Source organism: Streptomyces sp. CRN 30, from assembly GCF_034105845.1.
In genome coordinates this window covers 1-18,288 of sequence record NZ_JAVRHI010000039.1, presented here as the reverse complement: position 1 = coordinate 18,288, position 18,288 = coordinate 1, and the positions used below count along the sequence as shown (strand labels likewise).

Annotated in this window: 15 protein-coding genes; 6 read left to right on the top strand and 9 right to left on the bottom strand. The window is 74.5% G+C overall.

The window, feature by feature from the left end; all coding sequences use genetic code 11:
• A partial coding sequence (gene cbiQ, locus UW392_RS04165) for a cobalt ECF transporter T component CbiQ (protein WP_320773475.1) occupies nucleotides 1-709 on the top strand: 709 nt, incomplete at its 5' end.
• Nucleotides 706-1,590, top strand: coding sequence for an energy-coupling factor ABC transporter ATP-binding protein (locus tag UW392_RS04160; protein WP_320773474.1), 885 nt, complete (start codon nucleotides 706-708; stop codon nucleotides 1,588-1,590). The genes cbiQ and UW392_RS04160, both read left to right, overlap by 4 nt.
• On the opposite strand, the gene UW392_RS04155 is transcribed toward UW392_RS04160, so the two are convergent.
• The gene (locus UW392_RS04155; protein WP_320773473.1) at nucleotides 1,567-2,625 is read right to left on the bottom strand and encodes an enoyl-CoA hydratase/isomerase family protein; all 1,059 of its coding nucleotides are present in this window, start codon (nucleotides 2,623-2,625) and stop codon (nucleotides 1,567-1,569) included. The genes UW392_RS04160 and UW392_RS04155 overlap by 24 nt on opposite strands.
• A 151-nt stretch (nucleotides 2,626-2,776) precedes the next feature.
• Between UW392_RS04155 and UW392_RS04150 the strand changes: the two genes are divergently transcribed.
• The gene (locus UW392_RS04150; protein WP_320773472.1) at nucleotides 2,777-3,409 is read left to right on the top strand and encodes a precorrin-8X methylmutase; all 633 of its coding nucleotides are present in this window, start codon (nucleotides 2,777-2,779) and stop codon (nucleotides 3,407-3,409) included.
• A gap of 18 nt (nucleotides 3,410-3,427) precedes the next feature.
• Here UW392_RS04150 and UW392_RS04145 read toward each other — a convergent pair whose 3' ends face one another.
• A complete protein-coding gene (locus tag UW392_RS04145) occupies nucleotides 3,428-4,171 on the bottom strand; it encodes a cobalt-precorrin-6A reductase (protein WP_320773471.1) in 744 nt (247 codons plus the stop codon).
• 688 nt (nucleotides 4,172-4,859) lie between these two features.
• Nucleotides 4,860-6,767: a CocE/NonD family hydrolase gene (locus UW392_RS04135; protein ID WP_320773470.1), complete on the bottom strand. Its 1,908-nt coding sequence runs from the start codon at nucleotides 6,765-6,767 to the stop codon at nucleotides 4,860-4,862.
• A 173-nt stretch (nucleotides 6,768-6,940) separates the two neighbouring features.
• Between UW392_RS04135 and UW392_RS04130 the strand changes: the two genes are divergently transcribed.
• Nucleotides 6,941-7,561: a flavin reductase family protein gene (locus UW392_RS04130; protein WP_320773469.1), complete on the top strand. Its 621-nt coding sequence runs from the start codon at nucleotides 6,941-6,943 to the stop codon at nucleotides 7,559-7,561.
• Between the two features lie 363 nt (nucleotides 7,562-7,924).
• Here the strand turns inward: UW392_RS04130 and UW392_RS04125 are convergent, their stop codons facing one another.
• From UW392_RS04125 to UW392_RS04105, 5 genes are all read right to left on the bottom strand, one after another.
• Complete coding sequence (locus UW392_RS04125) at nucleotides 7,925-8,623, bottom strand: TerB family tellurite resistance protein (RefSeq protein WP_320773477.1); 699 nt, start codon at nucleotides 8,621-8,623, stop codon at nucleotides 7,925-7,927.
• Nucleotides 8,624-8,943: 320 nt separating this feature from the next.
• Nucleotides 8,944-10,026 carry a lytic polysaccharide monooxygenase gene (locus UW392_RS04120; RefSeq protein WP_320773468.1) on the bottom strand — a complete coding sequence of 361 codons (1,083 nt, stop codon included), beginning with the start codon at nucleotides 10,024-10,026 and terminating at the stop codon, nucleotides 8,944-8,946.
• A 154-nt stretch (nucleotides 10,027-10,180) separates the two neighbouring features.
• Nucleotides 10,181-11,350, bottom strand: coding sequence for a GH12 family glycosyl hydrolase domain-containing protein (locus tag UW392_RS04115; RefSeq protein WP_320773467.1), 1,170 nt, complete (start codon nucleotides 11,348-11,350; stop codon nucleotides 10,181-10,183).
• A 221-nt stretch (nucleotides 11,351-11,571) separates the two neighbouring features.
• A complete protein-coding gene (locus UW392_RS04110) occupies nucleotides 11,572-12,015 on the bottom strand; it encodes a hypothetical protein (RefSeq protein WP_320773466.1) in 444 nt (147 codons plus the stop codon).
• Nucleotides 12,015-12,155, bottom strand: coding sequence for a hypothetical protein (locus UW392_RS04105; protein ID WP_320773465.1), 141 nt, complete (start codon nucleotides 12,153-12,155; stop codon nucleotides 12,015-12,017). The genes UW392_RS04110 and UW392_RS04105 overlap by 1 nt, the downstream gene beginning before the upstream one ends.
• Nucleotides 12,156-12,184: 29 nt before the next feature.
• Between UW392_RS04105 and UW392_RS04100 the strand changes: the two genes are divergently transcribed.
• Nucleotides 12,185-12,793, top strand: coding sequence for a GNAT family N-acetyltransferase (locus UW392_RS04100; RefSeq protein WP_414495542.1), 609 nt, complete (start codon nucleotides 12,185-12,187; stop codon nucleotides 12,791-12,793).
• 306 nt (nucleotides 12,794-13,099) lie between these two features.
• The gene (locus UW392_RS04095) at nucleotides 13,100-14,392 is read left to right on the top strand and encodes a YeeE/YedE family protein (protein WP_320773464.1); all 1,293 of its coding nucleotides are present in this window, start codon (nucleotides 13,100-13,102) and stop codon (nucleotides 14,390-14,392) included.
• 241 nt (nucleotides 14,393-14,633) lie between these two features.
• Here the strand turns inward: UW392_RS04095 and UW392_RS04085 are convergent, their stop codons facing one another.
• Nucleotides 14,634-18,065, bottom strand: a complete 3,432-nt coding sequence (locus UW392_RS04085; protein ID WP_320773463.1) for a WD40 repeat domain-containing serine/threonine protein kinase — start codon at nucleotides 18,063-18,065, stop codon at nucleotides 14,634-14,636.
• Nucleotides 18,066-18,288 lie beyond the last annotated feature (223 nt).

The window sequence follows — 18,288 nt, the reverse complement described above, 5'->3', positions numbered from 1 at the left end:
CCGCCGCCACCCCGTGGACAAGGCCGTGCTCGGGCTCGGCCTGACGGTGCTCGCGAGTCTGCTGCCGCCGTGGCCGGGCGCCGCCCTGGTCCTGCTGACGGCGCTCGCCGTGCTGCTCGGGCCGGCCGGCGTGCCCGCCCGCAGGCTGTGGCGCGCCTACCGGGTGCCGCTGGGCTTCTGCGTGACGGGCGCGCTCACCCTGCTCGTCGAGGTCGGCGGTCCGGGCGGCTTGATCGCTCCGGCCGACGGCGGGCCGCAGCGCGCCGGGGAACTGCTGCTCCGCGCCTCGGCCGCCTCCCTCGGTGTGCTGCTGTTCGCCTTCACCACACCGATGTCCGACCTGCTGCCGCGGCTGGTGCGGGCCGGGGTGCCCGCGCCCGTCGTCGACGTCGCCCTGGTGACGTACCGCATGAGCTTCCTGCTGCTCGACTCCCTGCGGCGGATCCGCCAGGCGCAGGCCGCGCGGCTCGGGCACACCTCCCGGGCCGCCCGGTGGCGTTCCCTGTCCGGACTCGGCGCCACCGCGTTCGTCCGGGCCTTCGACCGGGCGGCCAGGCTGCAGGCCGGGCTGGCCGGCCGCGGCTACGACGGCACCCTGTGCGTGCTGGTGCCCGAGGCCCGCGTCTCGGTCCGCTTCACGGCGGCGAGCGCCGCCCTGCTCGCGGCGGTGGCCGCGCTCACCCTCGTACTGGAGAGGCCGCTGACATGAGCGACGTCCCCCTGGTCGCCCTGGAGGGCGTGTCCTTCGCGTACGAGGACGGCCCCACGGTCCTCGACGGCCTCGACTTCGCGGTGCGCGAGGGACGGGCCCTCGCCCTCCTCGGCCGCAACGGCAGCGGCAAGACCACACTGATGCGGCTGCTCAGCGGCGGACTGCGGCCGCGCACCGGCCGGCTGACGGCCGGGGGCCGTCCGGTGACGTACGGCCGCCGGGGCCTGACCCGGCTGCGCACGGCGGTACAGCTCGTGGTGCAGGACCCCGACGACCAGCTGTTCGCGGCCTCCGTCGCGCAGGACGTGTCGTTCGGGCCGCTGAACCTCGGCCTGTCCGGCGCGGAGGTGCGCTCCCGCGTCGACGAGGCGCTCGCCGCGCTGGACATCACCGCGCTGGCCGACCGCCCCACCCACCTGCTCTCCCACGGCCAGCGCAAGCGGACCGCGATCGCCGGTGCCGTCGCGATGCGGCCCCGCGTGCTGATCCTCGACGAGCCGACCGCCGGGCTCGACCCGGACGGCCAGGAGCGGCTGCTCACCACCCTCGACGGGCTGCGCGCGGGCGGCACCACGGTGGTGATGGCCACGCACGACGTCGACCTCGCACTGCGCTGGGCCGACGACGCGGCGCTGCTCACCCCCGCGGGAGCGCTCACCGGACCCGCGGCGGACGTGCTGGCCCGCACCGATCTCCTCCGGCAGGCCGGGCTGCGGCTGCCGTGGGGGGTCGCGGCCGCCCGGCTGCTGCGCGCGCGAGGTCTGCTGCCCGGTACGGCGCCCGGTCCGCGCACCCCCGACGAACTGGCGGCCCTGGCCGGGCCGCCCGCGCTCACTCCGCCCGCCGCTCCCCCGTCACCGGCCGCCGGTGAACCGTAGCTCCCGCGCGCCGAGCGGGGCGAAGAAACGCTCGACGTCGGCGTCGGTCACCTCGCCGAGGGTGGCTGGTGACCAGCGCGGGGCGCGGTCCTTGTCGACGATCCGGGCGCGGACACCCTCCACCAGGTCGTGGCCGGTCAGGGCCGCGCACGAGACGCGGTACTCCTGTTCCAGGACCCGCTCCAGCGAGCCGAGGCGGCGGGCGCGGCGCAGGGCGGCCAGGGTGACCTTGAGCGCGGTGGGCGATCTGGTGAGCAGGGTTTCGGCGGCCTCCTTCGCGGCCGGGTCCCCGTGGGCGGACAGCCGCCGCACGATCTCCTCGACCGTGCCGGCGGCGTAGCACGAGTCGATCCACTCCCGGTGCCCGGCCAGTTCCGCCGCCGGGGGCACCGGTTCGGCATGGCGGGCGAGGGCCTCCCGTACGGGGAGTGAGGCGAGGTCGGCGACGAGGCGCGGGAGCGCCGCGGACGGCACGAAGTGGTCGGCGAGCCCGCACAGCAGGGCGTCGGCCCCACCGGCGGTCGCGCCGGTGAGGGCCAGGTGGGTGCCCAGTTCGCCGGGGGTGCGGGTGAGCAGGTGGGTGCCGCCGACGTCCGGGACGAAGCCGATCCCGGTCTCGGGCATGGCGATCCGCGAGCGCTCGGTGACCACCCGCACGCCGCCGTGCGCGGAGAGGCCCACGCCACCGCCCATCACGATGCCGTCCATGACGGCGACGTACGGCTTGGGGTAGCGGGCGATGCGGGCGTTGAGGCGGTACTCGTCGTACCAGAACGCGGCCGAGGCGGTGCCGTCGCCGTCCCGGGCGTCGTCGTGGACGGCACGGATGTCGCCACCCGCGCACAGTCCGCGCTCCCCCGCGCCGGTGAGCACGACGGTCTCGACGGCCGGGTCGTCCGCCCAGGCGGCGAGCGCCGCGTCGATGCGGCGGACCATCGTGTGGTTGAGGGCGTTGAGGGCCCTGGGGCGGTTGAGGGTGATGTGGGCGGCGCGCCCGGCGGTGTGCAGCAGGACGGGTTCCTGGCTGTCGGTCATCCGGTCTCCTGTCGTCGATGGGGCGGTACGTACGGCCGGGTACGAGCGTAGATATGCTCGCGGTCGGGTCCGCGGCCGCCCGAACCGCACTGCCGGATCACTCCCCGGGCCACCCCGCCGAACGACGACCGAGAACAGCGAGCAGACCACCGTGAGCACGTACGACTACGAGAAGGACGGCGCGGCCATCTACCGCCGCTCCTTCGCCACCATCCGCGCGGAGGCGGACCTCGCGGGCCTGCCCGCCGACGTCGGCCAGGTCGCGGTCCGCATGATCCACGCCTGCGGCATGGTCGACCTCGTACGCGACCTGTCCTACAGCCCGGGCGTGGTGGCCCGCGCCCGCGAGGCCCTGCGGGCGGGGGCGCCGGTCCTGTGCGACGTGCAGATGGTGGCCAGCGGCGTGACCCGCAAGCGGCTGCCCGCCGGCAACGACGTGCTGTGCACGCTCTCCGACCCGTCCGTCCCGGAGCTGGCCGCGCAGCTGGGCACCACGCGCAGCGCCGCCGCGCTGGAGCTGTGGCGGGACCGGCTGGAGGGGGCCGTGGTCGCCGTCGGCAACGCGCCCACCGCCCTCTTCCGACTGCTGGAGATGATCGACGAGGGTGCGCCCCGGCCCGCCGCCGTCATCGGTGCGCCGGTCGGCTTCGTGGGTGCCGCCGAGTCCAAGGACGCCCTCGCCGCGCACCCGTCCGGGCTGGAGCACCTCGTCGTGCGCGGCCGGCGCGGGGGCAGCGCCATCGCCGCCGCGGCGGTCAACGCCCTCGCGAGCGAGGTGGAGTGAGCGGCGGTTCGCGCGCGGTCAGCGGCCGAGACGCTCGCTGATCCACCGGGCCGCCTCCTCCGGGCCGGCCGCGACCGGGACGCCCTCGGGGGCGGGCGGCCTGCGGACCACGACCACCGGCAGCCCGGCCTCGCGCGCGGCCGTCAGCTTCGGTGCGGTGGCCGCACCCCCGCTGTCCTTGGTCACGACGACGTCGACGCGGTGGCGGCGCAGCAGTGCGCGTTCCCCGTCGAGGGTGAAGGGGCCGCGGTCGAGCAGCACCTCCATGCGGGCCGGGTGCGGGGGTTCGGGCCGGTCGACGGACCGCACGAGGAACCACAGGTCGTCCAGGCCGGCGAAGGCGGCCAGGCCCAGGCGTCCGGTCGTCAGGAAGACGCGCCGGCCGAGCACGGGCAGCAGCCCGGCCGCTTCCTCCAGGGACGCGGCCTCGTGCCAGCGGTCGCCCTCGACGGGGGTCCAGCCGGGGCGGCGCAGCGCGAGCAGGGGGACCCGGGCCGTCGCGGCCGCCCGCGCGGCGTGGGCGCTGATCGTGCCGGCGAAGGGGTGGGTGGCGTCGACGAGCGCGTCCACCCGGTGCTCGCGCAGCCACGCGGTCAGGCCCTCGGTCCCGCCGAAGCCGCCGACGCGGACCTCGCCCGGGGGCAGCCGGGGGCCCGACACCCGGCCGGCGAGGGAACTGGTCAGCGTCAGGCCGGGCGTGCCGTGCAGCAGCTCGGCCAGCCGACGGGCCTCCGTGGTGCCGCCGAGCAGCAGTACCCGCATGAGCGTTCCGGTCCGTTCGTGGGCGTCGGGGAGGGGCCGACTCTACGGGGTGGTGTGCCGCGCGCCCCGGCCCGGGGCCGCGACCAGGGCCGGCAGGGCCGTGCCGGCGCCCAGCTGGTGGGTGGTGTCGGCCCGGCCGGCGCGACAGGGCCATGGGCAGGGCCAGGAGGGTGGGCGCGCGGACGGCGAAGTACAGGCAGAGCAGCCGGCGCGGGTCGAAGCGGTCGGTGAGCCGGCCGGAGGCGCCCGCGCCCAGCGCCGGGCAGACACCGATCAGGGACAGCAGCGACGCGGCCACGGTGGCGCGCATGCCGTGGTCGGAGGACCGTCACCGTCCGGCGCCGCCCCGGCGACAGGAGCGGGCCGGGGTACGGAGTCCGCCGCCCCGTACGGTGCCACACCGGCGTCGGCGGGGTGGTCGCGCAGCAGCAGCCACACCAGCGCGGCCCACCGCGAGCGCCGCCAGGGCGGGCGTCACCAGGGTGGGCCGCCAGGCGTAGCGGTCGGCCGTTCCGGCGAGCAGGGGCAGGAAGAGCAGACGTGCGAGGTGGCCGGACGCGCTGAGCGGCCCGGACGCGCTGAGCGGCCCGGACCCGGCGTCGCGCCGGGCCGACGCGTGGGGGAGCCCGGACGCACGGGCCGGTTGTGACCCGTGCGTCCGGTTGCGGCCACCCGTGTCCGGGGGGTGTCAGAGGCGGCGGCCGGAGGGCACCGTGAACGTCGGCGGGCCCGCCGGCAGGTCCACCGTGTACTGGCGCAGGTAGGTGTCCAGGTACGGCGAACGGTCCCCGTGGGTGGCGACGTCGTCGGCCGGGTCGTCCAGCGCCAGCTTCAGCTGCGCGCCCTTGACCCGGATCGTCTCGCCGGAGGGCGTGTCGCGCCACGAGCCGGTCTGGATGGAGCCGATCTCGACGGCCAGCACGTGCCCGGCCGCGAGGGTCCAGTCGGCCGACTTCAGGTCGACGGAGAGTCGGCCCGACTCCAGCAGGGAGACCTGCTCGTCGAACATGACGGCGGTGCCGTCGGGGGCGACGTCGTACAGCTTGAGCATGACGTTGCCCTCGCCCTTCGCGGTCAGGGAGATCCGCGGGGTGCCGGTGACGCGCACGTCGTCCTTGACCGGCTTGGACCACACGAAGAAGCTCGACGTGACGTCACCGGCCCGCTGGCGCTCCGCCTGTCCCTCGGGCAGGCCCTTCGGAGCCGCCCGGTCGAGCCGGGGTGCGTTCTCCAGGTCCCACCGGCCGCCGGACGGTGACGGCTCGTCGAGCGTCCGTGGGGCCGTCGACCCGCCGGCCGCGGCCAGGGCCGCGTTCGCGGAGGCGCCGCCGTCGTCGATGTACGAGCCGCCGCCGAGCGGGAGGGTGACGGATCTGTCCACGACCGGCCACGTCTTCTGGGCCCGCCAGGCGCCGGTGTTGTCCTCGACGGAGTAGGCCGGGTAGCGGACTGACGGCTTGATGCCCTTCAGGTACTGGTCGTAGAAGGAGAGCGCCTCGTCGTACCAGCCCTCGCGCCCCATGGCCAGGCGCCCGTCGCCGACGCGGTCGCCGCCGCGCACGTGGTCCCACGGGCCGAGCCAGCCGCGCTCGGGGCCCTTGTGGCCCGCGAGATACTCCTCCATCTCCTCGGGCTTGGTGTTGGGTTCGACGAAGCCCTGGGTGACGAAGAGCGGGGTGTCCGTGCCCCTGGCCAGCTTCGCCAGGTCACGGGCCTTCCAGTGCGGGTCCTGCTGGTCGGCTATTCGGTACCCGGCCGAGTTCTGCGCGAGGCACTCCGGGTTCGACTCCTCCCAGCGGGCGTTGGCCTGGTAGCGCGGGTCGTCGTCCGGCAGCGGGTCGAGCGTGGCGATGCCGTTGTAGGCGTTCGCGGTGCCGGTGACGTTCGGGCGGGGCACGCCGTTCGAGTAGATGTACTGGTACATGTCCCACACGGGCTCCTGGGCGATGACCGCCTTGAGCGCGCGCTGGTCCAGGTTGTTGCCGATGAGGCCGGTGACGCCGTCGTACGACTTGCCGTACATGCCCACCGCGCCGGTGGACCACGGCTGTTTCGCGGCCCAGTCGATCGCCGCCTCCACGTCGGCCTGCTCACCGGGGCCGCCCCAGTCGAGGCAGCCGGTGGAGCCGCCGAAGCCGCGCAGGTCCACCATGACGAAGGCGTAGTTCTCGGCGAACAGGTCGGTGCCCTCGACGAAGTCGTTGAAGCGAACCGAAGGGCCGGTGTGCGTCCAGCCCTCGTCGCTGCTCTGCCCGGAGTGCCCGAAGTACGGGCCGACGGACAGGATGACGGGCACCTTCTTGCCCTTGCGCAGGTTCTCCGGCAGCAGGACGTCGGCGTGCAGTTCGGCGCCGGAGTCGTCCGCGGACGGGAAGTAGTGCTGCGTCCAGGCCGCGCCCTCCGGGACGCGGTCGTTCTGCTCGTGGGTGACGGGCGTGGTGGCGGTGGCGACCGCCGCCGTCCGGTCCTGCGCCGTGCCGGCGGCCGCGGACGCCGCGCCGGGCGCCGCCGCGGCGGGGCCGGTGAGCGTGCCGGTCAGTGCGAAGGCGGTGACGAGTGCCGAGGCGGCCGAGGCGGCCGTGTGACGTCTGATCACGTGCTCCTCCCGGGTGGTGGGGGGTACGGGGTGGTGCAGCCGTCGAATTCTATGATCATCCTTTGGAATGTCCATGGCGCCTCTGTGACAGCGGTGTTACCCGTGCGGTCGGTGCGACCGTGGTGACCGCGGGGCCGCTTGGGCGCTCGCGCGACGGCCGATAACGTGCTGTCATGCGCGTCGACCACTCACCGGAGTCCATGGATCCGGGTTCGTTCTACCGTCTGCTCACAGCCGTGGTCGTGCCCCGGCCGATCGCGTGGGTCTCCACCCTCGGCGGGGACGGGCGGACGGCCAACCTGGCACCGCACTCGTTCTTCACCGTCGCCTGCACCGACCCGCCGATCGTCCAGTTCACCTCCGTCGGGCGGAAGGACTCGCTGCGCAACGTCGAGGAGACGGGCGAGTTCGTCGTCAACTTCACCCCCGAACCGCTGCTCCAGCAGATCAACGCGACCGCGACCGACTTCCCCGCCGATCAGGGTGAGTTCGACGCGGTGGGCATCGAGAGCGAGCCCTCGCTACGGGTGAAGCCGCCGCGCGTGGCCGCGGCCCCGGTGGCGATCGAGTGCACGCTGCACTCGACACTGGGCCTGGGCAACTCGACGGTGGTGTTCGGGCGCGTCGTGCACGTCGTCGTCGACGACGACGTCCTGGTGGACGGCCGCCCGGACATCGGGCGGCTGCGCCCGCTGGCCCGGCTGGGCGGCAACGAGTGGGGCACGGTCGGGGAGATCCACGATCTCGCCCGCATCCCCTACCGCGACTGGTCCGCCGGCCCCGAGCGCGGGTGACCGGAGGGCGGCGGCGCGCGACAGCGGCGGGGGCCCGTCAGCCGACGCGCGGGAGGGTGCGGGTCTGCCGGTCGACCCGCCCGGTCCTACCGGTCGGCACGACGACCGGGACCGCGGCGCCGGCGCGCTGACGCCCTCCGGGCGGTCGAGGCCGGGGCCGGGCCCGCGCGGGCCTCCCGGCAGGCCGAGGGCGGCCGGCCGGGGGCACATCCTGCTCGTTCCCCGCGTCCGCGACCAGGACCGGGCCGGGACCGTCTCCGGACACGGTGCTCCCCTCTCGCGGACCGGCCTCCCGCCGGCGGAGCGAGGCCCGGCGGGGAGGCGGGAAGGCGGTCAGAGGGTGGCAGGGGGTGGAGGGTCGCGTCAGATGCCGAACTCCGCGGGCGAGACGCCGAGGGCCGCGCAGGCCTCGCGGACGACGTACTGCTCGGACTGCTCGAAGTGCCCGTCCGCACCCGCGATGACGATGCCGGTCTGGATGACCGCACGGGCCTCCGCCGGCTTCTTGGCGGCCTTGGCGATCTCCTGCAGCGCCTCGGCCTTGCCCAGTTCGAAGTGGGAGACGAGCCGGTCCACGTGCTGGTTGAAGCGCTGGCGGAGCTGGTCCGCCGGGAAGTTCTGCAGGACCTCGTTGGTGACGATCAGCTCTTCCACGCGCTGCCGCTCCGCGGGCTCCACATGCCCGTCGGCCGCGGCCACCAGCGCGCACATCGCCATGCTGGCGTCCCGGTAGGCACCGCTCTTGAGCTCGGTCTTCGCCGACGCTAGCTGGGACTTGAGCATGCCGATCAGCTTGGCCTTGGTGCCACCGGAGGACGAGCCCGCCCCCGGTCCGTGACCGCCCTGCTGGCCCTGCCCGTAGGGACTCTGCCCCTGACCCTGCCCGTACGGACTCTGGCCCTGCTGCTGCCCATAGGGACTCTGGCCCTGCCCGTAAGGGCTCTGCCCCTGGCCGTAGGGGCTCTGCCCCTGCCCGTGTCCGCCGGCTCCGTGGGAGCCCTGGGACTGCTGGGACTGCTGGAAGTTCTTGGCCTGGTCCTTGATCCGGTCCCACATCGCCACTGGTGCCACCTCGGCTTCTTCTTGCTGCCTGTCGGGTCTTCGTCGTCGGTCGCGTCGTCGCGGTCCGTCGGGTCAACGCCCCCGGGTGCGGCCGGGTTCCCAAATGGTAAAGCAGAAGCAAAAAAAGGTGCCCGTGTGACCCGCCCGGTTCCCGCCACTCGTCGACGTGGCCGTACTCCTCACGCCTCCGGGCGGACGGGCCGCCCCCTGAACGGGGCGGGCCGTCCGCCCGGAGGCGGAGCACGGAGCACGGAGCACGAGGTACGGCGCGCGGAGCGCGAGGCACTGGGCAAGAAGCGGCAGATCACCGCCTCATCCGGTCACTGCACACACCCGATCGTCCCGACCGGGACGTTGTTGCCGGTCGAGGTGGCGGTGAACCCGAAGGTCGTACTGCCGTCCGGGGCGACGGTGCGGTTGTGGTCCACGTTGCGCACGGTGACCGTGCCGTCGGTGGCCGTGGACAGTGAACCGTTCCACACCGCGTTGAGCCTCGTTCCGGTGCCGGGCTTCCAGGCCACCGCCCAGCCGTTCATCGGCGTGGTGTTGTGGTTCATCACCTCGACGGAGCCCTGGAAGCCTCCCGACCACGAGCTGGTCACGTTGTACGTGGCCATGCAGCCGGTGTGCGGGTCCGTGGGGTCGGGCGGGTCCGTGGGATCGGGCGTCGGGTCCGGTGTGCCGCTCGAGCCACCGATGCCGGTCACCTCGCCGTTCCCGCCGTCGAAGACGATGTCGGAGCAGGAGAAGAAGTTCTCGGGGCTGTCCGAGCGCACCCACTGGATGAAGAGCAGCGCGTTACCGGAGCGGCCGGACGGCAGGTTCAGGTTCCAGTAGTAGTGGCCGCCGTCCGTGCCGACCGAGCCCTGCTGCGGCGGGTTCGTCACGGTCTGGATCAGGTCGAGATCGTTCCAACGGAGCTGGGACGTGGGTGACCAGCCCTGCTTGGTCAGGTAGACCTTGAAGTCACCGGGGTGCGCGGCCCAGTTGCTGTACTTGACCCGCATGCTCGACCCGGAGGTCAGATGCGTCCGGGGCCAGTCGGCGCGGGCCGCGTTGTAGGCGGAGAAGTCGTACGGGGAACGGTCGCCTGCACTGCACAGGGTGTTGTCCGGCACATAACCGGCGCCGCGGCCGGCCGCGTTGGAGTCCAGGACGGCGAACCAGTTGTACAGCGGGGTCCCGCCGCTCTTGTCCAGCGCGGCCCGACAGGCCGGGTTCGACGGGTTCATGCCGCCGTTGCCGCTGCGACCGTCCAGATAGCACAGGTACGTGCGCGATCCGGGCGTCATCGCCACTCCGTGCGCCTCGGCACGGTTCTGGCCCAGCAGGGTCAGGCCGAGCGTCGCGAGCAGGGTGGCGAAGGCGGCGGCCAGCGCGAGGATTCTGCTGCGTCGAGCCACGTTCGCTCCTTTCAGATGGTCGGGTCCATCGGGTGGTCGGGTGTTGCCGGAAGCGGAGCGCGGGAGGCTGGACCCTCGCCCTCACCGGGGAACGTGCCGCCCGGAGGGGCGAGGGAGACAGGGGCGTGCGTGACGTCCGTACGGGTACGCCGCATCAGCGGACGGTGCAGGTGCTGCCGTTCAGGGTGAAGCCGCCCGGCTTGGCGAACGTGCCGCTGTAGGTGCCCTGGAAGCCGAACGTCTGGCTGCTTCCGGACGCGATCCGCGCGTTGTGGCCGAGCCCGCTCGCCGCGACCGCGCCCGAGGAGCCCGAGAGCGAGGCGTTCCAGGCGCTCGTGACACGCTGTCCCGCGGGCAGCGCGAAGCCGAGCCGCCAGTCGTCGACGGCAGACGCGCCGGTGTTGGCCACGGTGACCTCCGCGGTGAAGCCGCCCTGCCAGACGTTCGTGGCGTACGCCACCTCACAGGCCACCGGCTGACCGGGGTTCCCGGGAACGTCCGGGCCGGCGCCTCCGGTGCGGACGGCGGAGGAGAACGACTCCACGGCGAGCCCGGCGCCGTTCTGCCAGGGCTCGAACCCGGCCTGAACACTCGTCAGGTACCAGCTGTCCTGGGCGAGTCCGCGGGAGACGGTCGCACGGACGAAGTCCATCACGTCGAAGCTCCAGCTGCCGATCGCCGCCGGGGCGACGAAGGACAGGACGTCGTTGGTGCCGTTGCTGCCCTGCCACACCTGCCACGAGCGCCCGGCGACCGAAGCCGTGCCCACCTGGGAGCCGATGGGCTGGATCGGGCCGACCTTGTTGAACCAGATCATGATCTCGGTCCGGTTGACACCGTCGGTCCGGGGCGTCGGGTCCAGCCAGATGTCGTACGAGGCGTTGTAGACGGCGTTGCCGACATACGTGTACGTGATGCTGCTGGGCGCACTGGAGATGCCGCTGATCCGCGCGGGGAGGTTCGTCCCCGGGGAGCAGTTGGTGTAGTGGCAGCCGTCGAAGACCGACGGATACGACTTCGGGGCGCCGTTCGTCGGCACCGAGCCGTCGGCCTGCGTCACCCGGAAACCGGTGTTCGTGGCGGTGACGCACTGGGTGCCACTGCTGCCCCAGCGGTTGTTCTGGACGACGTAGCGCCCTTGGACGGTCGTCGTGCCGAACGGCTCGCAGAGCGTGGTGTCCGCCTGGGCCGCGGGGGCGACGGTGACCAGGGCCGCCAGGGCGGTCAGCGCGGTGAACAGGGCGCCGAGCAGGGCACGCGCGGACCGCGGGCGGGGACGGGGACGGGGACGCGAGTGGCGCGGGCGCGGTGGTGACGGTCGCATGCGGGAGATCCTCTCCGGCGGGCGTCGTGGGGACGCGGGTGCGGGAACCTTCCGCTCCCGGCCTCACTGGGCCCGGATGGGAGCGCTCCCACCTCTCCGGTTAGGTCCGGACTCTAGAGACGGTTCATGTCCCTGACAAGACACAGCGCAGGGAATCGTCGGGCTTCTCCCACGGGCGCGCCAGGACAGGGGTGGAGCCGCCCGCCGCGTTCGCCCCCGGTTCAGGCCACGAGCGGTTGCGTCACCCGCCGCACGGACGGAACGGGCCTGCGCGCCGCCGCGCCCGGCCCGCGGGAGGGCAGGGCCGGGGCATGGGCGGGCCAGACGCGGTACGTCGTCTTGCCCGGGTCCTCCAGGGGGTCTCCGAGCAGGATGCGGCCCGTGGAGTGCAACCGGTCGCAGACGGAGGTCGGCAGGGCGACGTAGCAGCCTCCCCGCCGGGTGCGGGAGTCGTACGGCCGCCAGTAGCCGTAGCGGCGTCGGCCACCCGCGTGCACGGTGACGAACACCGGGGTCCGGGGATCGGAGACGACCCGGAGGACCCCCGCGTCGGCGGCGTCGAACGGAGCGGCGGAACGGGAGGCGGTGTGACCCTGCACCCGGGCGTGCGGAGCGGAAAGGGACGGGAACGACACGGTGGGGACGCGGTCGACGACGGGTGACATCAGCGGTTGCCTTTCCGGGCACGGGTACGGGTGCGGGAGTACAAGATCACGCACCAATCGAACCAGATGTCGATCTCTTTTGCCCAACTTCCGCCGACACCCGTGCGGTTGTTGTGGGTGACGAGGAAATTGCTGGTCACGCTCCTGCTCCCCGTGATCCCATCCGGGGATGGGGATGAGCAGCGGCACCCACGCACCACGCGGCGAGCGGCCGGGCCCCGCCGTCCGGCCCCGGGCCGAGGGTGACCTCGGCGACTGCGTACGCGTACTGGCGGAGGTCCACCGGCATGACGGTTACCCGGTGAACTGGCCCGGCCGGCCCGCGGAGTGGCTCGCGCGGGCCGGCATGCTGGGGGCCTGGGTCGGCACCGCACCCGACGGCCGCGTCGTGGGTCACGTCGGGCTGTCCCGGAGCGGCGACGGGGATCTGGCGCCGGCACTGTGGGGCGAGCGGAACGGCACGGGGGCGGAAGGGGCCGCCGTGGTGAGCCGGCTCTTCGTCGATCCGTGGACCAGGGGGCGGGGGATCGGTGCGCTCCTGCTGGGCCGGGCCGTACGGGAGGCCGGGCGGCTCGGGCTGCATCCGGTGCTGGAGGTCGTGGCGTCGGACACGGCCGCGGCGGCCCTGTACGAGCGCCTGGGGTGGGAGTTCCTGGCCACGCGCGAGCAGCGGTGGGGGTCGCGGCAGACCGTGACCGTCCACTGCTACGCCGGTCCCACGGGTCCCACCGGCCCCACCGGTCCCGTCGGTGCCTCCGCGCAGGACGAGGTCGTCTGAGGGAGACGTCCCGGGTCCGCCTCCCGCGCCCCCTCCGTCCCGCGTCTCCATCTCCCTCTCCGTCTCAGAATGACTTCCACATAGCGAGACGGCGCGGCGTCCGGAACCTTCCAGTCCGTATATTCGTACGCATGTCTGCATCCGCCCCGTCGTCGCGCCTCGGCCTCGCGCTGTTCGCGCACTCGGCGTGGTGCGTCGACGACGGTCTCTGTCGCCGTTGAGCCCAGCGCCGGCCGCGCGTACCGCGCCGCCGGCCGGAACCGCTCCGTCCCCGCCGTCCCCCGTGCATCACACCGGAGATCTTCCGTGACCACCGCACCACCCGCCGAGCAGGCCGCGCCGCCCCGTACGACCGCCACCCTGTTCACCCCCTCCCCCACCTCCTCGCCCCGGCCCACGGCCCCGCCCCTGTCGCCGGTACGGCGGACGCCGCTCGTGGTGGCCGGGCTGCTCTCCGTGGCCCTGACCGCGTACGTGTGGGCCACGCACGGTGCCAAGCCGGGCGTGCTGCTCCTGCTGGGGATCGGCCTCGGCGTCGCGCTCTTCCACTCCCGGTTCGGCTTCACCTCCGCCTGGCGGCAGCTCGTCGCGGTCGGCAACGGCGTCGGGCTGCGCGCGCACGCGCTGCTGCTCGGCACCACGGCCACCCTGTTCGCCCTGATCATCGGCACGGAGACCGGGCTGTTCGGCTCGCAGCCCGCGCCGTCCGGCGGGTCGATCGGGGTCGGCCTGATCGTCGGCTCGGTCCTATTCGCGATCGGCATGCAGCTCGGCGGCGCGTGCGCCTCGGGCACCCTGTACGTCGTCGGCTCGGGGCAGACCTCGGTGCTGTTGACGCTCGGCGGGTTCATCCTGGGCGCCACGCTCGCCGCCTGGCGGTTCGACCTGTGGAAGGACCTCCCCGCCTGGGAGCCGGTCGTCATGTCCGACCACATCGGCTGGTTCGGCTCCTGGGTCGTGACCGTTGCCGCGCTGCTGCTCGTGGTGCTGGTCAGCCGACGTGTCCAGGCCCGCCGCAACCCGCCGCCGCTCGGCCCCGTGCCCTCCGCGCGCGGTGCGGCCCTGCGGGCCCTGCGCGGTTCCTGGCCGCTGGCCGCGGGCGCCCTGGCGCTGGCCGTGCTCGGCGCGGGCGTGCTGCTGGTGTCCGGGGGCGCCTGGGGCGTCACGAGCGCCTTCAGCCTGTGGGGCTCGGAGCTGGTGCGCGCGCTCGGCGGCCACCCGGAGACCTGGTCGTTCTGGCAGCAGCCCGGCAACGCCAAGATGCTGGCGGGCCCGGTCCTCGCCGACAAGAACAGCCTCACCGACATCGGCATCATGCTCGGCGCGGCGGTCGCCGCCTCGCTCGCCGGCACCTGGGCGCTGCACCGCGGCATCCCCTGGCGCACGGCCCTCGCGTCGGTGCTCGGCGGTGTGCTGATGGGCATCGGCGCCCGGCTGGCCGGCGGCTGCAACATCGGCGCCTACCTGGCGGGCATCGCCTCGGGCAGCCTCAGCGGCTGGCTGTGGGGCGCGTTCGCGCTGGCCGGCACCTGGGTGGGGCTCAAGCTGCGCCCGCTGTTCGGCCTGGGCAACCCCAAGCCGGGCGACGGCGTCTGCTGACTCCCGCGCCCACGGGGACGGGGCAGGCGTAGCGGTCGAGGAGGGCGTCGACGTACTCCTCCAGCCGCTGCGCCGGCACGCCGGCCGTGAGGTCGGCGCGCCCCAGTCGACTCCAGGGGCCGGCGACCTTCTCCGCGTCCGGGGCGGCCGACCCAGCAGGTCTCACCCGGTCGACGACACCGCTGACGCGCGGTTCCGCACCGGGGTCGTCGGCCCCCTCGTCCGTCCCCCGGTGAGCAGCCTACGAGCGGGCCGGTGCGCGCCTTGAGTCGGCCCCGCGCTGCCGGGCGGGGCACACCTCCTTCGTCGACCGGCCCTCGAGGTACGCGGCCCGTTCCTCCGGGGTGAGGTCCCGGCCGACGACCTCGCAGATCCTGCTGATCGCCGCGGCCTGGTTCAGCAGGTCCACGTCCCACAGCCGCGCCGTACCGTCGTCGCCGCCCGAGGCCAGGGTGCGCCCGTCGGAACTGAAGGCGACCGCCTCGACCGCGTCCCCGTGTCCGGTGAGCGTCGTGCGGGAGCGGCCCGCCGCCGGGTCCCACAGCCGCACCGTACGGTCCGCGCCGCCCGTCGCCAGGACGCGCCCGTCCGGGCTGAACGCCATCGCGCCCACCGCGCCCTCATGACCGTCGAGGACACGCGCGCGGCCGGTCGCCGGGTCCCACAGGCGTACCGTACGGTCCTCGCTCCCCGAGGCCAAGGTGCGTCCGTCAGGACCGAACGCCACCGCCTCGACCACGCCCCGGTGGCCGGCGAGCGTACGGAGCGGACGGCCCGTCGCCGGGTCCCACAGCCGCACCGTACGGTCCTCGCTCCCCGTGGCCAGGGTGCGTCCGTCGGGGCTGAACGCCACCGCGCCCACCGCTCCCCCGTGGCCGGTCAGCGTACGGAGCGGACGGCCCGTCGCCGGGTCCCACAGGCGTACCGTACGGTCGTCGCTCGCCGTGGCCAGGACGTGCCCGTCGCGGCCGAACGCGACCGCCCGCACCGCGCCCCCGTGGCCGGTGAGCGTGTGGCGCAGGCGGCCCGTCGCCGGGTTCCACAACCGCACCGTACGGTCCTCGCCACCGGTGGCGAGCGTGCTCGTGGCCGCGCTCAACGCCACCGCCTGCACGGATTCCTCGTGCCCGGTGAGGGTACGGGCGCGCACGGCGGTGGGGTCCCACAGCCGCACCGTGCGGTCCTCGCCGCCCGTGGCCAGGGTGTGCCCGTCGGGACTGAAGCGCACCGCCTTCACCGCGCCCTGGTGACCGGTCAGGGCGCGGGCCTGACCGGTCGCCGTGTCCCACAGCCGCACCGTGCGGTCCTGGCTGCCGGTCGCCAGGGTGTGCCCGTCGGGACTGAACGCCACCGAGGTCACGTAACCCTGGTGGCCGCTGAGGGTGGTGCGCAGCCGGCCGGTGGCCGTGTCCCACAGCCTCGCCGTACGGTCGTCGCTGCCCGAGGCCAGCGTCCTCCCGTCGGGGCTGAACGCCACCGACTGGAGCGTGCGCCCGTGACCGGTGAGGATCCGCATGCGGCCGCTCGCCCAGTCCCACAGCCGCACCTTGTCGTTGTCGCTGCCCAGGGCCAGGGTGCCTCCGTCGGGACTGAACGCCACCGCGTTCATGTGCCCCTGGCCTCCGACGCGGGCACGGATGCGGTAGGTGGTGGTGTCCCACAGCCGCAGCATGCCGTGGTCGCAGGCGGTGGCCAGCGTCTTCCCGTCGGGGCTGAAGGTGACCGCGTCCACGTCGTCCAGGTGGCCGGTGAGGGTGGTGCGCAGCCGGCCGGTGGCCGTGTCCCAGAGCTTCGCCGTACGGTCGTCGCTGCCCGTGGCCAGCAGTTTCCCGTCGGGGCTGAGCGCCACCGCGTTCACGTAGCCCTCGTGGCCGGTGAGGACGCGGGCACGGCCGGTGGTGGTGTCCCACAGCCGTGCCGTGCCGTCCTCGCTGCCCGTGGCCAGGGCGCGTCCGCCGGATCCGTAGGCCACCGACGTCACGCTGGCCTCGTGGCCGGTGAGGGTGCGGCGGAGCGGGAAGGCAGCCGCGTCGTACAGGCTGTGGGTGGCTTCCGTGGTCGGGCTGGCGCGGTAGGCCTGGACGGCCAGCAGGGAGGCCAGGTCGGGGTTGCTGTCGAGGATCGAGCCCGACTGGGTGGCCAGCTGCCGGGACAGGGCCCGCTGTTCCGCGGTGAGCGCGTCGATGGCGGTGCCGCGTTGCCACAGGGCCAGCGCGGCGGAGACGAGCGTCAGCACGAGGGCGCCGACCAGGACCATGTTGATGCGGCGGGTACGGCGTGCCCGGCGGCTCTCCGCCTCCTGGCTGGCCTGCAGGAACGCCCGCTCCAGCCGGTTCGCGCGCAGCCGGCTGGGGGCGGTGGCGGCCCAGGCCACGGCGTCGTGCAGGGCGGTCCCGCGGGCCAGGTCGTCCGGGCGCTGCCCGCCGCGCTGCCAGATGCGGGCCGCCGCGCCCAGCCGGCGGTGGATCCTGAGCCCCGCGCGGTCGGTGTCCGCCCAGCCCCGCAGCCGGGGCCAGGCCCGCAGCACCGCCGCGCTCGCGGGGCGGACGGTGGCGTCCTTGTGGACGAGTACGGCGGGGTGCGCGAAGGCCGTGAGCACCTGGCGCACCCGCGCCTGCTCGGGATCGGACCGGCCCGCGAGCAGCTCGTCCTCGTCGACGGTGCGGACGCTGTCGTGGGAGCCGTCCGGGGCGCTGCCCGGGACCACCATGCGCAGCCAGATCTGGCGGGCGGCCAGCTGCACCTCCGGGGACAGGGCCCGGTAGGAAGCCTCGGCCGCCTCGCCCACCGCCGGGGTGACCGTGCCCTCCGCGAGGGGCCCGAGGGCCGCGGCGTGGGCGCCGGCCTGCAGCGCCTGGAAGGTGTCCTGGTCGCCGCCGAGCAGCCGCAGCAGCAGCGCGGCGGCGCCGGGCCGGTTCTCCGGCTGCTTGGCCAGCGCGGCGCGGACCAGGGGTTGCAGGGGCGCGGGCAGGGCGGACAGGTCGGGGTGGTGCTCCAGGGCGCGGACGACGGCCTCGCCGAGGTTGTCGCCGCGGAACGGCTCGGTGCCGGTCGCCGCGTACAGCACGACCGCGCCCCAGGCGAACACGTCCGCCGCGGCGTCGGCGTGCCGGCCCTGCAGCGTCTCGGGGGCGAGGTAGCCGACAGTGCCCATCACCGCGCCGGTCTCGGTGAGCGTCATCTCGGCGGTCCGGGCGATGCCGAAGTCGATGACGCGGGGGCCGTCCGGGCCCAGCAGCACGTTGCTCGGCTTCAGGTCGCGGTGGACCACTCCGGCCTGGTGGATCGCGGCCAGCGCGGTGACCACCCCGGTCGCCAGCCGCACCAGGGCGTCCCCGCGCAGCGGGCCCGCCGTCCGCACCGCCGCCGCCAGGTTCGGCCCGGGCACGAACTCGCTGACGATGTAGGGGTTCACCGCCTCGGTGTCGGCGTCCAGCACCCGGGCCGTGCAGAAGGACGCCACCCGCTGCGCCGCCCGCACCTCCTTGGCGAACCGGGTCCGCGCCCGCGCCCCGGTGGCGACCTCCGGGTGCAGCACCTTGACCGCCACCCGGGAGCCGGCCGGGTCGTACGCCTCGAAGACGACCCCCTGGGCGCCGGACCCCAGCCGGGCCGCCAGCCAGTACTCCCCCAGCCGCTGCGGATCCTCCGGGAACAGACTGCGACGGCTCATGGAAGACCCCCTCCGGCAGTTGCCGCATGCCGTCGGAGGAGGCCGTCGCGGCGTCCGTCGTCGCCCGCCTCCCCCGGCGCGCGCGTCTGGGGACGAACCTAGCGCGGCCCCGGCACGCGCGACAGGGCCACTGGTCCCCGGTACGGCCGGAACCCCGGCCCGGTGCCGCCCGCCGCGCGGTCACCCGGCTCCGGCGGCCCGGGTGATCGCGGACTCGACGGCG

Excerpts from the sequence above, each read along its gene's own strand:
- UW392_RS04130 (WP_320773469.1), top strand. The coding sequence starts at position 6,941 with ATGCGCGTCGACCACTCACCGGAGTCCATGGATCCGGGTTCGTTCTAC.
- UW392_RS04085 (WP_320773463.1), bottom strand. The coding sequence starts at position 18,065 with ATGAGCCGTCGCAGTCTGTTCCCGGAGGATCCGCAGCGGCTGGGGGAG.
- UW392_RS04155 (WP_320773473.1), bottom strand. The coding sequence starts at position 2,625 with ATGACCGACAGCCAGGAACCCGTCCTGCTGCACACCGCCGGGCGCGCC.
- UW392_RS04145 (WP_320773471.1), bottom strand. The coding sequence starts at position 4,171 with ATGCGGGTACTGCTGCTCGGCGGCACCACGGAGGCCCGTCGGCTGGCC.
- UW392_RS04160 (WP_320773474.1), top strand. The coding sequence starts at position 706 with ATGAGCGACGTCCCCCTGGTCGCCCTGGAGGGCGTGTCCTTCGCGTAC.
- UW392_RS04100 (WP_414495542.1), top strand. The coding sequence starts at position 12,185 with ATGGGGATGAGCAGCGGCACCCACGCACCACGCGGCGAGCGGCCGGGC.
- UW392_RS04110 (WP_320773466.1), bottom strand. The coding sequence starts at position 12,015 with ATGTCACCCGTCGTCGACCGCGTCCCCACCGTGTCGTTCCCGTCCCTT.
- UW392_RS04115 (WP_320773467.1), bottom strand. The coding sequence starts at position 11,350 with ATGCGACCGTCACCACCGCGCCCGCGCCACTCGCGTCCCCGTCCCCGT.